Genomic DNA, 11792 nt, shown 5'->3' with positions numbered 1-11792 from the left:
GCGGCAGGCGCAAGGCTGCTGTTCCTGCCGCCCTACAGCCCCGACCTCAATCCAATCGAGCAGGTCTTCGCCAAACTCAAAACCCTGCTGCGCAAAGCCGCCGAGCGCTCGGTCGAGGCGACCTGGCGACGCATCGGATCCCTCCTCGATGCCTTCTCAGCACCCGAATGCGCCAATTACCTCAGAAACTCAGGCTATGCGTCAATCTAATCGCAGAATGCTCTAAACATAGATTATGCGGCGGCAGATTTGATGAGCGACCATCCGCTGATCGTCACTCCGCTGGAGGCGGGGGGCCTCAGTCGTCAGCACGGAGTCGATGTCGTGAACCGCCGACCGAGATCCCGGCCTTCGCCGGGATGACGACAGCAATGTACCTACAGAACTACCCCAGCGCGGCCTGCTTCTCCGCGGCCAGCCGGTCGAGCTCGGCGCGGCTCTTCTTCTCCGACGCGGATTTCAGCTGGCCGCACGCCGCCATGATGTCGCGGCCACGCGGGGTGCGCACCGGAGCGGAGATGCCGCCCTTGAATATGATATCGGAGAAACGCGCGATCCGGTCCGGATCCGAGCATTGATAGTCTGTGCCGGGCCAGGGATTGAACGGGATCAGGTTGACCTTGGCGGGCAGCTTGTACTTCTTGAGCAGGCGGACCAGTTCGCGCGCATCGTCGTCGCTGTCGTTCTTGTCCTTGAGCATCACATATTCGAAGGTGATACGCCGGGCATTGTTGGCGCCCGGATAGTCGGCACAGGCCTGGAGCAGCTCCTCCAGCCCATATTTGCGGTTCAGCGGCACGATCTCGTCGCGCACTTCCTTGGTCACCGCGTGGAGCGAGACCGCGAGATTGACACCGATCTCCTCGCCGGCGCGGGCCATCATCGGCACCACGCCCGAGGTCGACAGCGTGATCCGCCGCTTCGACAGCGCCAGGCCGTCGCCGTCCATCACGAGCTTGAGGGCATCGCGGACATTGTCGAAATTATAGAGCGGCTCGCCCATGCCCATCATCACGATGTTGGTGAGCATCCGCCCCTCGGGCTGCGACGGCCATTCGCCGAGCGCGTCGCGCGCCAGCATCACCTGGCCGACGATCTCGCCGGGCGTCAGGTTGCGCACCAGCCGCATCGTGCCGGTGTAGCAGAAGCGGCAATTGAGCGTGCAGCCGACCTGGCTCGACACGCACAGCGTTCCCCGATCGGCGTCGGGAATGAACACCATCTCGTAATCCTGGCCGTCGTCCGAGCGGAGCAGCCATTTGCGGGTGCCGTCCGACGACACCTGCGCCTCGACGACCGCTGGCCGCGAGATGACGAAGCGCTGCTCGAGCCAAGCGCGCATGTCCTTGGCGATGTCGGTCATCAGCGCGAAATCGGTGGCGCCGCGATTATACATCCACTGGAAGATCTGCTTGGCGCGCAGCTTGGCCTGCCTGGGCTCGAGCTGCGCCGTCTCCAGCGCCATGCGCAGATCGGCCTTGGTGAGGCCGAGCAGGTCGATCCGGCCGTCCTGCCGCAGTGCCAGGGTGCGCGGCACCGGCACAGGATCGATGTGGCCGGGAATCGGCATGGAGATGGGCTGCGGGTGGTTCATGCCCGGCCACATAGGCGATTTGGCGGGGTTTTTACAGGGGGCGGTGCGCCGCGGTCGCCGGGCGCGGGAACAATGCCGCCAGATCGGCATCGCTCATGGCGATGACGGCCTGCGGATCGAGCGCGATGTCCGCTGCGATATCGCCCGGCACCAGCGGGCGGCCATAGAGATGCGGGAACAGCTGGCCGCCGCGCGATGCCTCCCAGCGCAGGCCGTCCGCGAGCGCATCGCCCGGCACCGCGGCGAGGACGATGCACCGCTCGCCGGCGAAATATTTCCGCACCGTCTCGCGGACCTGCGGCAGGGCGGAGAAGTGCATATAGCCGTCGCGCAGGTCGTCGGCGCTGCCGTCGAACCGGCCAGCGGAGCGGAGTGCGTCCCACTCGTCGGTGCGGAGGATCTTGAAGATGAGGTCTTGCATCGCCCTCCAGTGGCGTCGGCGCGCGCCGCGGTCAATTGGGCGGTCAATTGGGCGGTCAATTGGGCGGTCAATCGGCGGCGGGTGTCGGCGCGCGCCTCGCGCCCGACTGGGCGAGCGCCATGCCGATCGTCGCGATCTTGGCGGCGACCCGGGCACCGCTTACGCGATCGACGGGATGAACGATACAGAGGCGCTCTCGCTCATCCGCGAACTGCGCGCGCACATCGTGAAGCCGGCCTGTCGGACCAGCTACAAGATCCTGCCCGGAGACGTCGTCCTCTGGGACAATTTCGGCACCGTCCACAGAGCGGCGCCGCTCGAATATTCGAGCGAGCCCGGCAAGCGCCGACTGCTCCGCCGCATCAGCGCCAAAGGGGGTGCCCGGCTTGTGCCGACAACCGGCCTGACCGCTCAGTCGGGTTGCCGCGCCGGATAACGGCCCATTGCCAGATAACAGAAGGCCGCCGCGGCGAAGGACGCCGACGCGGCTGCCAGCGCCGCGTTATAATTGCCGAAGACATCGAACGACTTGCCGATCAGCGTCGCGCCGAGGGAAACGCCGAGCGCGATGCCCAGCGTCGACACCCCATAGATGGTGGCATAGCTGCGCAGGCCGAAATAGCGCGCAATCATGAAGGCGACGATGTCGATCTCCGCGCCCTGGCCCAGGCCGATCAGCAGGATCGCACCATAGAACAGCATCGGCGACACCTGATCCTGCAGCAGGCAGAGGCAGCCGATCGCCGGCGCGGCGTTGAGCACGAAGGCGACAGCCGGCGCCCAGAACCGATCGACGAGAAGGCCGCTCAGCAGCGCGCCGGCAGCTGCAGCGAGACCCAGCATGGAGAGCGCGCCCACCGCCATGGTTGCGTCCAGCCCCTTCGAGACGGCCAGCGGCTTCAACTGCGACATCAGCGACACGACCGGCACATAGTTGAGCACGGCGGCCGCCGTCAGGATCCTGACCTTCGGCATGGCGATCACGATGCGCCAGCCGTCGGCGACGGCGTGCGCGGCAGCGCTGCCCACGCGTTCGGCGGCCTTTGACGGCACCCAGAACCAGACCAGCGGCAGCGCGACGAACAGCAGGAAAGCCGCCAGGATGAGGTAGCCGCCGGCCGTGCCGAACCGATCGATCGCGGGAAAGAGCAGCATCGGCATCAGCGCGCCGGCAATGGCCAGCCCCGACCGGCCGATCGCCAGCGCGGTGCCGCGGGTCCGTTCGAACGCGCCGCTCAGGATGCGGGTGAAGGTGATGCCGGTCGTTGCCATGCCGCATAGCGAAAAGACGAAATAGACGGCGTAGTAATAATGCAGCGAGCCGTGCATCAGCGATAGCAGCGCATAGCCCAGCGCCGTCAGGACAAGACCGATCGACAGGACAGGGCGCACTCCGAACCCGTCGGTCAGGCGGCCGACGACGGGGGCGGCAAAGGCGGTGACCAGACCGAAGCTGTGAACGAAGGCGATATCGCCGCGCGACCAGCCGAACTGCGCCTGCAGCGGCTCGACGAACAGGCTGGAGACGGCGGCGTAGAGCGAATAGCTGATCGAGCCGCCGACCAGCGCGGCAACGCCCGGCCGCCAGGCACGGCGCCATTCATGGACGACAAGGGCGCCATGCGACATGCCGTCGCGCGCATCGACCAACTGCTTCGGTTCGGCCCGCACAATCCCTCCCGGATCACTTTGTGTCGTCCTGCGCCTGCGCAGGGCATGGCGCAAACCGGATGTGCCCGGCCGATCCAGCCCTACGCATATGCGTAGGGAAGCGCCCGGCTGTTGCCATCGGTTCGCGCCGGATCCCATCCTAGGCGCACATGGCTGCGGCGTTCGCGCACGCTTTGGGGAGAAAGTGGATGACAGACGAAGCAGAGCGACCCGCGATCATCGTCGAACGTCCCGAGAAAGACATCGCCCTGGTGACGCTGAACCGGCCGGCGCGGCTCAATGCCCTGACCCGCGAGACGGTGGCCGCGCTCAATGCCGCACTCGATGAACTGGCGCCCGACAGCGGTTGCCGCGCCGTGATCCTGACCGGCGCAGGCCGCGGCTTCTGCTCCGGCCAGGATCTCGCCGCCGCGAACAGCCGCAACCAGGCCGGCGCAAGCGGCGTTGTCGAGAAGCTGTTCTGGCAGGATCAGTTCGCCGGGATGGGCGCACGGCTACGGGCGATGCCGCAGCTGGTGATTGCCGCCGTCAACGGGCCAGCCGTCGGCGCCGGCATGGCGATCGCGCTCAGCGCCGACGTCCGTATTGCGACACCGTCGGCGGCTTTCCTGGTCGCGGCGGTCCGCATCGGCCTGTCCGGCGGGGAAAGCGGCCTCAGCTATCTGCTGCCGCGGATGATCGGCGCGGCCCGCGCCTTCGACATATTGCTCACCGGCCGGCCGATCGACGCTGCCGAAGCCGAGCGGATCGGCCTGGTGCTGCGGCTGGCCGAGCCCGGCGACCTCGTCCCGCAGGCGATGGCCTACGCCCGCAACGTGCTGGCCAACAGCCCCTTTTCGATCGCGCATACCAAGCGGATGATGTGGGACAATCTCGACGCCAGCTTCGCCGCGGCCATCGCCTCGGAAAACCGTACCCAGATCCTGGCGGCGATGACGCGCGACTATGCCGAGGCGACGGCCGCCTTCACCGAGAAGCGACCGCCCAGCTTCGAAGGGCGATGATCGGCGCTTCCGTGACGGGAGCTGCGTCCAGCTACATATCAGATAGACGATCAGGCGAGCCCCAGGAGACTTCCGGTCTAGGGTTAGAGGCTCCGACCATATAACTAGTAACCGCAGTGGTAAGGGTTCCGCACATGACCCGCCATGGCTCTATGGGGAGGACCAAATGCAATTTCGGACCATCATTCTCACAGGTTGCGCGTTCGCTGCGTTCCCACTTCCGGCGTTCGCCCAGGGCGAGGCTGCGCCACAGGCGGCTGAAGCGCGCGATGCCTTCGACGCCGGCGCCATCGTCGTCACCGCGCGCCGTCGCGAAGAGTCGATCCAGGACGTGCCGATCTCGGTATCGGCCCTGTCGGGCGAGCAGCTTCAGCGCTCGGGCGTGACCGACGTCCAGGCGCTGCAGTACCGCACGCCTTCGCTGTCGATCACCAGCGCACAGAGCCAGCGCAATACCGTGGCCTTCGCACTGCGCGGCCAGCGCACGCAGGAAACCCAGCTCTTCACCGATCCGCCGGTCGGCACCTATTTCGCCGAAGTCGTCCAGCCGCGCCCCTATGGCTTCGGCAAGACCTTCTACGACCTCCAGTCGGTGCAGGTCCTCAAGGGCGTCCAGGGCACGCTGTTCGGTCGGAACATGACCGGCGGCGCTGTTCTGGTCGAGCCTAATCATCCGGTGCTTGGCGAGTTCAGCGGCGAGGTCCGCGGCCAATATGGCAATTACGACCTGAAGGACCTGTACGGCGTCGTGAACTTCGCGTTGGGCGAGAATTTCGCGATCCGCATCGCCGGCAAGACCCACGAACGCGACGGCTGGGCCCGGGAAGTGACCACCGGCCGCCGCTACGACAACCAGAATTTCGACACCTTCCGTGTCTCCACGCTGTGGACGCCGCTGGACGGGCTCGAAACGCTGACGGTCGGCGATTGGTACAAGTCCAGCGAGACGGGCACCGCGGCATTCATCACCGACCTGCGCCTGCCTTCGGTGATCTCGAATTATGAGAATCTGCGCCGCGGCGGCCTGATCACCGCCAACATCCCGGCGCAATATGCCGCAGCGCGCCAGCTGTTCTACAACAAGCACTTCACCTTCGATCTCGGCGCGGGCGAGGGGGGCAACCTCGACGTCTTCGGGCGGCCCTATGAGAAGATCAAGAACTGGGGCATCACCAACAAGACCACCTGGGATCTCAGCGACTCGCTGAAGCTGAAGAACATCTTTGGTTACCGCAAAGTCCGCCGCGACCAGGTGCAGGATTATGATGGTATACCAGCCTTCCTGATCACACCCTATCAGTTCGCCCGGACGCGCAACATCAGCGAAGAGCTCCAGCTTCAGGGCAAGGCGTTCGACAAGAAGCTCGAATATATTGTTGGCGCCTATTATTTTGAGGAAAAGGGCGTCGATGGCTCGCTCGCCAATACCCTGCCGGAACTCAACATCGCCGGCGCCCGCCTGAACCCGCAGACGACCGACGCCAGCCTCTTCGTCACCGCCAATCCGGGCCGCGGTTATTCGCGCACCATGGCAGGCTTCGTCGCCGGCACCTTCCATGCCACCGACCAGCTGAGCGTCTCGGGTGGCCTGCGCTATAACTATGACAAGCGGAAGATCACCGTCGCGCCGAGCCAGCCCAACCGTCCGAACCCGGCCGGCGGCATCGGCGTCTGCGCGTTCGACACCGACGCGGCCACCGCGGGCACCCAGACCGTCCCGTTCGCGCAGTGCTCCTTCTCGAACCAGAAGACCTTCAAGGAATGGACCTATGACGGCACCATCCAGTGGGAGCCCTCGGCAGCGGTGACGACCTATGCATCCTATCGTCACGGCTTCCGTGCCGGCGGATTCTCCACCCGCGCCACGAGCTTCGTGACGCTGCAGCCGTTCCTGCCGGAGTTCGTGAACGAATATGAAGTCGGTCTGAAGACCAATTCGCGGATCTTCGGCACCGGCCGCCTGACCACCAGCACGGCGATCTTCCGCCAGGATGGCTCGGACGTGCAGAAGCAGCGTGCCACCTTCGTGAACGGCAACGTCTTCACGATCGTCGACAACACCGCCAAGCAGCGTAACTCGGGTGGAGAATTCGAGGCGACCCTGTCGGTGCCGGCTTTCTCGCTCACCGCATTCTACTCCTATACCAAGGTGAAGATCCTGCGCGGTGCGGCGACCTCGGCCTTCGGTCCGGAAATCGCGCAGCGCGGCACGCCAAAGCATCAGGCAGGCTTTACGGCCACCGTCTCGCCGCCGGTCTCGGAAGATCTCGGCAAGCTGAACCTGGTCGGCAATCTCACCTGGCGCAGCATCAACTATCTCGACGATTTCGAGACGAGTGCGGCCCAGCCGGCCTATGCGCTGGTCAACCTGCGCGCCGAGCTCAACGATATCGGCGGGTCGAAGGCATCGGTCGCACTGTTCGTCAACAACGCGACCAACGAGGTCTACCGTATCGGCGTGCTCGGTCTGGTCGCCGAGGGGCTGGGCTTCTCCTCGAGCGTCTATGGCGAGCCGCGGATGTACGGCGTGGAGCTTGGGTACAAGTTCTAGAGCGTCAGCCTCCAGGGCAAAAGGAAGCAGGGGTGCACCGTCGTGCGCCCCTGTTTTCGTTCCGGAACGGATCGGGAGCGGGGAAGCGCGCATGATGAGACTCGACTACCAACCCGCCTTGCCGCTGCCGCTGCTGCCGCAGGATGTCGACGCCAGCTGGCTGACCCGCGCCATGCGGCAGACCCTCTCCGGCGTGACCATCGAGACGGCCGAAATCGTCGAAATCCTCTGGGGGACATCTACCAAGATCAGGGTCCGCATCAGCGGCAGCCGGCCCGACGGCGCGCCGTTGCCCGGGACGGTGATCGTCAAGGGCGGCTTCGAGAAGCATAGCCCGACGATGGCGGCGATGTATGCCAATGAGGCGCGCTTCTACGCCGACATCCAGCCTCGCGTGCCGATGGCGTCCCCGCACTGCTACTTCGCCGGATCGGATCCCGGTTCGCACCAGTCGATCGTGATCATGGAGGACCTGCGCCGTGATGGCGTGATCTTCTGCGATCCGCTCAAGCCCCAGGCTTTCGAAGAGATCGCCCGGCGCGTGGAGGCGATGGCGGCCTATCACGCCGCGACCTGGGAATCCCCCGCCTTCGATCCGGGCGGCCGCTGGGCGGATATCCACAGCCGGTTCGAGACCTGGGGGCTCGTCTATATGCGCCGCTACCTCGAGCCCGACACATGGGCGCATTATATGGCGTCACCGCGCGGCGCGGCGGTGTCGGCGCGGTTCCACGACCGCGCATGGATGGAACGCGCCCTCGTCCGCATCGGCGAGATCCAGCGCGACCAGCCGAAATGCCTGATCCACGGCGACACCCACCTCGGCAATCTCTATATAAGCGAAGACGGGACGCCAGGCTTCTTCGACGCGCAGGTCGCCCGGACAGCCTGGCATCATGAAGTCTCCTATCATGTCACCTGCGCCGCCGACCTGGCGGATCGCGGACGATGGGAGAAGCCGCTGCTCGAACGATATCTCGCCGCGCTGACCACGCACGGCGCACCCGCGCCTGATTTCGACGCGGCGTGGCTCGACTATCGCCGCTCGCTCCTCTGGGGGCTGTTCATCTTCCTGACCAACGAGGTCCGCTTCCAGACCGAGGCGGTCAACACCGCCTATGCCGCCCGCTTCGGCCAGGCCGCTCTCGACCATGACCTGCGGGACCTGTTGCCATAGCGCCCGGAGCGTCCGATCAGCTCGCGCAGCGGCCGCCGTCGATGATGTAGGAACCGCCGGTGATATGCGGCGCTTCATCCGAAGCGAGAAAGGCCACGAGCGCCGCGACTTCCTCGGGTTCGCCGAGCCGGCCCTGCGGCGAGCGGGATACCAGCATCTCGATCATCTCGGGCGAACTGTTGGCGAGAATATCGGTATTCGTCGTGCCGGGGCAGACCGCATTGATCCGGATATTGTCCCTGGCATAGTCGACGGCGGCGGCGCGGGTCATCATCAGCACCGCGCCCTTCGAGGTGATATAGGGACTCGAGAGCGCAGTGGCGCGGAAGCTGCCCGTCGACGCCATGTTGACGATCGCGCCGCCGCCCTGCGCCAGCATGTGCGGAATGATCGCGCGCTGCATCAGATAGACCCCGCGCACGTTGACCGCCATCACCCTGTCCCAGTCCTCCGGGGATTGCTCATGCAGCCTGGCGCGCTGGCGATTGCCGATCCCGGCATTGTTGACGAGGACATGGATCGCACCGAAGCGTTCGATCACCCCGGCGACCAGTCCGGCGATCGCCGCCTCGTCCGCGACGTCGCACAGCATCGGCACGGCGACGCCCTCGATCGCGGCCGCGGCGGCATCGAGCCTGGCGGTGTCGATGTCGGTGCCGATCACGGTGGCGCCCTCGCCGGCGAGGCGCGCCATGCAGGCCTTGCCGATCCCTGCGGCCGCGCCGGTGACGATCGCGACCTTGCCTTCGAAGCGGCGGGTCATGTCCGCTCCGCATCGCCCGCGTGGCCCGCGTCGGCGATGAACCGGTCGATCCGTGCGTTGAGCCCGTCCACCAGGGCGCGATCGGACAGTTCGACGAAATAGCCCAGCCGGTCGACCGTATCGAGGTGGATCACCGCGGCATCGCCGTTCGGCATCTTGGCGCCCCAGCTTTCGAACACGCACGCAACGCCGTCGGGCCGCTGGCCGAGATCATCGACCGCATAGCCCATGTGGAAAATGCCCTCGCCGCGGGTTTCGAGCCATTCCCTGGCATTGCCCTCGCCGGTCACCGGCTCGATCATCTCGAGATAGAGATTGCCCCAGCGCGTGAAGGCGTTGCGGTTGGCGAACCGCCCGCGCCAGTCGCGATAGCGGCCTTCATAGTCGGTATCGAGCCGCCAGAACGGGCCGAGCCCCAGGAGTTGCCGATACTGCTCCATCCCCCGGTCGATGTCGCGGACGACGACGCCGATCTGGTAGAGATCTCCCTGGAATATCATCGTCGCAGCCTCCTTCAGGCGTGATCCGCATCCTTCACCCGATCCCGCAGGATGAACTTCTGGACCTTGCCCAGCGGCGTCCGCGGAAAATCGTCGACCAGGAACAGGCGGCGCGGCACCTTGTAATTGGCCATGCGCTCGCGGCTCCAGGCCGCCAGCTCGGCAAATGTCAGTTCCATGCCCGGATGAAGCACGGCGCAGGCCGCGCAGACTTCGCCCATGCGATCGTCGGGCCAGCCGATGACGCAGATATCGGCGATGGCCGGATGACCGCGAAGGATCGTCTCGATTTCGGCAGGATAGGCGTTGAACCCGCCGACGATGACCACGTCCTTGAGCCTGTCGAGAATGCGGACGGTGCCGTCCGCTCCGATCGAGGCGACGTCTCCGGTGTGCAGCCAGCCGTCGGGATCGATCGTCGCCGCGGTCTGCTCCGGATCCTCGAAATAGCCCTGCATGACATTTGGCCCGCGCACGAGCAGTTCGCCGCTGTCGCCCTGCGGCCGCGCTTCGCCCGCTTCGTCGACGACCTTCACCTCGACGCCGGGCAATGGCACGCCCACCGTCCGTGCGATGGTTTCGAAATCGCTGTCGGGATAGTTCACCGTGACGAGCGCCGTGGATTCGGTCTGGCCGAAGCTGGTCAGGAAGAGGTCGAAGCCGAAGACCTCGCGGCCCGCGCGGATCAGGTCGATGGGCACGTTGGCCGCGCCGGTATGACCGACGCGCAGCGACGAGATGTCGTACTCGCTGAAATGGGGATGCTCCATCAGCGCGTGGAAGATCGTCGGCGGCCCCATCAGCACGCTGATCGCTTCGCGCTCGATCAGCTGCAGCACGGCCCCGGGATCGAAGCTGGCGACGGGATAGACGGTGATCCCCGCGGCGAGCGCCGACACCCAGCCGGATCGATAGCCGAAGCTGTGGAAGAAGGGATTGATGATCACCATCCGGTCGCCTGCGCGCAGGTCGTTCGAGCGGTTCCAGTTCGCGACCACCCACAGCGCCTGGCCATGATTGTGCATGGCACCCTTGGGATAGCCGGTGGTCCCGCTGGTGAAGAGGATGTCGGCGATCGTGTCTGGCCGCACCCGCGCAATGCGGCGCTCCAGCTCCGCTTCCCCGCATTGCAGCGCTTCGAAGGCGGCGAGCGACGATGGATCGAGCCGCACGATCTCGCGCAGCTCCGGCAGCGACGCCGCCGGTTGGCCGGGGGCCGCATCGCCGCCGGCCTCCTGCAGCATGGCGGCATAGTCATTGCCCAGGAAATCGCCGACGGTGAACAGGATCCGCGCGCGGGTCTTGGCTAGTGCATAGCCTGCCTCGCCGCCCTTGTAGCGGGTGTTGATGGGCACCATGATCCCGCCGACGATCTCTATGGCCGAAGCCGCGATCATCCATTCCGGACTGTTAGGCGCCCAGATCGCCACCCGATCGCCATGTTCGACACCATGGGCGACGAGGGCTCTGGCCAGATTTTCAACCCGCATGCGAAAACCGGCGAAGCTCGTCACGGCACCGTCTTCGCCGACGGCAAACGGCGTCTCGCCATAGCGATCCGCGACATGGCGGATCAGTTCGGGCAATGTGTGGCCGAGCGAGATGGCGAGCCCGGAGAAATGCGGGCTCGCAGGATCGGCGATCGTTTCCATGACGGTCAGAGCAGGCCGCGCTCTTCCGAGGTGTGCAAGCCGTCCGGCGATACGCCGGCCTCGCGCATCGCCTCGATCACCGCCGTGGTCGCGGTGGCGATGCACGGGAAGCCGACATAGGGCGTGAGCTGGATCAGGATTCCCTCCAGCTCGGCCACGGTCAGGCCGTTGGCAAGGCCGATCTTGACATGATTTTTGAGCTCGAGCGGCTGGCGCGTCGCGATCAGTGCGGAGATGATCGTGATGCTCTTCTCCTTGCGGGTGATGCCGGCATGCTGCCAGGCGTCATGGAAGGCCGAGCCGGCGGCCATGCGCGTGATCTCGGAGCCGAAGCGGTCCGAGCTGGCCGACTCCCGGAAGGCTGCGCCGAACGCCTCCCCCATGATCCCGGAGATGAAGTCGATGCCGATCTGCTGCTTGTCGTCGAGCTTGGCCACGCATGTCCCTTTCGATGTTCGT

12 protein-coding genes are annotated in these 11792 nt (G+C 65.7%); 5 read left to right on the top strand and 7 right to left on the bottom strand.

The annotated features are described in order from the left end of the window. Nucleotides 1-210: transposase (locus AC1DQK_RS14670; protein WP_477871438.1), on the top strand; the 210-nt coding region annotated here is incomplete at its 5' end. A gap of 175 nt (nucleotides 211-385) precedes the next feature. Here AC1DQK_RS14670 and rlmN read toward each other — a convergent pair. Together rlmN and AC1DQK_RS14660 are read right to left on the bottom strand one after the other, a co-directional pair. Beyond that, complete coding sequence (rlmN, locus tag AC1DQK_RS14665; RefSeq protein ID WP_477871762.1) at nucleotides 386-1594, bottom strand: dual-specificity RNA methyltransferase RlmN; 1209 nt, start codon at nucleotides 1592-1594, stop codon at nucleotides 386-388. 31 nt (nucleotides 1595-1625) lie between these two features. Next, on the bottom strand, nucleotides 1626-2015 hold the full coding sequence (locus AC1DQK_RS14660; protein WP_477871760.1) for a DUF952 domain-containing protein: 390 nt from the start codon (nucleotides 2013-2015) through the stop codon (nucleotides 1626-1628). Here AC1DQK_RS14660 and AC1DQK_RS14655 point away from each other — a divergent pair. Further along, a complete protein-coding gene (locus tag AC1DQK_RS14655; protein ID WP_477871758.1) occupies nucleotides 2002-2451 on the top strand; it encodes a TauD/TfdA family dioxygenase in 450 nt (149 codons plus the stop codon). The two genes, AC1DQK_RS14660 and AC1DQK_RS14655, sit on opposite strands and share 14 nt — an antisense overlap. Here the strand turns inward: AC1DQK_RS14655 and AC1DQK_RS14650 are convergent. Then, entirely contained in the window at nucleotides 2427-3686 is a 1260-nt protein-coding gene (locus tag AC1DQK_RS14650) for an MFS transporter (RefSeq protein ID WP_477871756.1), read from the bottom strand. The two genes, AC1DQK_RS14655 and AC1DQK_RS14650, sit on opposite strands and share 25 nt — an antisense overlap. Nucleotides 3687-3874: 188 nt before the next feature. Here AC1DQK_RS14650 and AC1DQK_RS14645 point away from each other — a divergent pair, with 188 nt between their 5' ends. The 3 genes from AC1DQK_RS14645 (at nucleotide 3875) to AC1DQK_RS14635 (ending at nucleotide 8418) form a co-directional block, all read left to right on the top strand. After that, nucleotides 3875-4690 carry an enoyl-CoA hydratase/isomerase family protein gene (locus AC1DQK_RS14645; RefSeq protein WP_477871754.1) on the top strand — a complete coding sequence of 272 codons (816 nt, stop codon included), beginning with the start codon at nucleotides 3875-3877 and terminating at the stop codon, nucleotides 4688-4690. Between the two features lie 166 nt (nucleotides 4691-4856). Next, nucleotides 4857-7241: a TonB-dependent receptor gene (locus AC1DQK_RS14640; protein ID WP_477871752.1), complete on the top strand. Its 2385-nt coding sequence runs from the start codon at nucleotides 4857-4859 to the stop codon at nucleotides 7239-7241. Between the two features lie 91 nt (nucleotides 7242-7332). After that, nucleotides 7333-8418: a phosphotransferase gene (locus AC1DQK_RS14635; protein ID WP_477871750.1), complete on the top strand. Its 1086-nt coding sequence runs from the start codon at nucleotides 7333-7335 to the stop codon at nucleotides 8416-8418. A 16-nt stretch (nucleotides 8419-8434) separates the two neighbouring features. On the opposite strand, the gene AC1DQK_RS14630 is transcribed toward AC1DQK_RS14635, so the two are convergent. Genes AC1DQK_RS14630 through AC1DQK_RS14615 form a run of 4 tightly spaced genes read right to left on the bottom strand, consistent with a single transcriptional unit; the run spans nucleotide 8435 to nucleotide 11770 of the window. Then, complete coding sequence (locus AC1DQK_RS14630) at nucleotides 8435-9181, bottom strand: SDR family NAD(P)-dependent oxidoreductase (protein WP_477871748.1); 747 nt, start codon at nucleotides 9179-9181, stop codon at nucleotides 8435-8437. Next, nucleotides 9178-9681, bottom strand: a complete 504-nt coding sequence (locus tag AC1DQK_RS14625; protein WP_477871746.1) for a VOC family protein — start codon at nucleotides 9679-9681, stop codon at nucleotides 9178-9180. The genes AC1DQK_RS14630 and AC1DQK_RS14625 overlap by 4 nt, the downstream gene beginning before the upstream one ends. Nucleotides 9682-9695: 14 nt before the next feature. Continuing rightward, entirely contained in the window at nucleotides 9696-11333 is a 1638-nt protein-coding gene (locus tag AC1DQK_RS14620; RefSeq protein ID WP_477871744.1) for an AMP-binding protein, read from the bottom strand. A 5-nt stretch (nucleotides 11334-11338) separates the two neighbouring features. Then, nucleotides 11339-11770: a carboxymuconolactone decarboxylase family protein gene (locus tag AC1DQK_RS14615; protein ID WP_477871742.1), complete on the bottom strand. Its 432-nt coding sequence runs from the start codon at nucleotides 11768-11770 to the stop codon at nucleotides 11339-11341. Nucleotides 11771-11792 lie beyond the last annotated feature (22 nt).

The sequence above is a fragment of the Rhizorhabdus sp. P4_G5 genome, from assembly GCF_056401065.1.
This window is presented reverse-complemented; position numbering and strand designations above follow the sequence as displayed.

What these genes read in the sequence shown, in the direction of transcription:
- AC1DQK_RS14660 (WP_477871760.1), bottom strand. Translation starts at nt 2,015, where the DNA reads ATGCAAGACCTCATCTTCAAGATCCTCCGCACCGACGAGTGGGACGCA.
- AC1DQK_RS14630 (WP_477871748.1), bottom strand. Translation starts at nt 9,181, where the DNA reads ATGACCCGCCGCTTCGAAGGCAAGGTCGCGATCGTCACCGGCGCGGCC.
- AC1DQK_RS14625 (WP_477871746.1), bottom strand. Translation starts at nt 9,681, where the DNA reads ATGATATTCCAGGGAGATCTCTACCAGATCGGCGTCGTCGTCCGCGAC.
- rlmN (WP_477871762.1), bottom strand. Translation starts at nt 1,594, where the DNA reads ATGAACCACCCGCAGCCCATCTCCATGCCGATTCCCGGCCACATCGAT.
- AC1DQK_RS14640 (WP_477871752.1), top strand. Translation starts at nt 4,857, where the DNA reads ATGCAATTTCGGACCATCATTCTCACAGGTTGCGCGTTCGCTGCGTTC.
- AC1DQK_RS14655 (WP_477871758.1), top strand. Translation starts at nt 2,002, where the DNA reads ATGAGGTCTTGCATCGCCCTCCAGTGGCGTCGGCGCGCGCCGCGGTCA.
- AC1DQK_RS14620 (WP_477871744.1), bottom strand. Translation starts at nt 11,333, where the DNA reads ATGGAAACGATCGCCGATCCTGCGAGCCCGCATTTCTCCGGGCTCGCC.
- AC1DQK_RS14645 (WP_477871754.1), top strand. Translation starts at nt 3,875, where the DNA reads ATGACAGACGAAGCAGAGCGACCCGCGATCATCGTCGAACGTCCCGAG.
- AC1DQK_RS14635 (WP_477871750.1), top strand. Translation starts at nt 7,333, where the DNA reads ATGATGAGACTCGACTACCAACCCGCCTTGCCGCTGCCGCTGCTGCCG.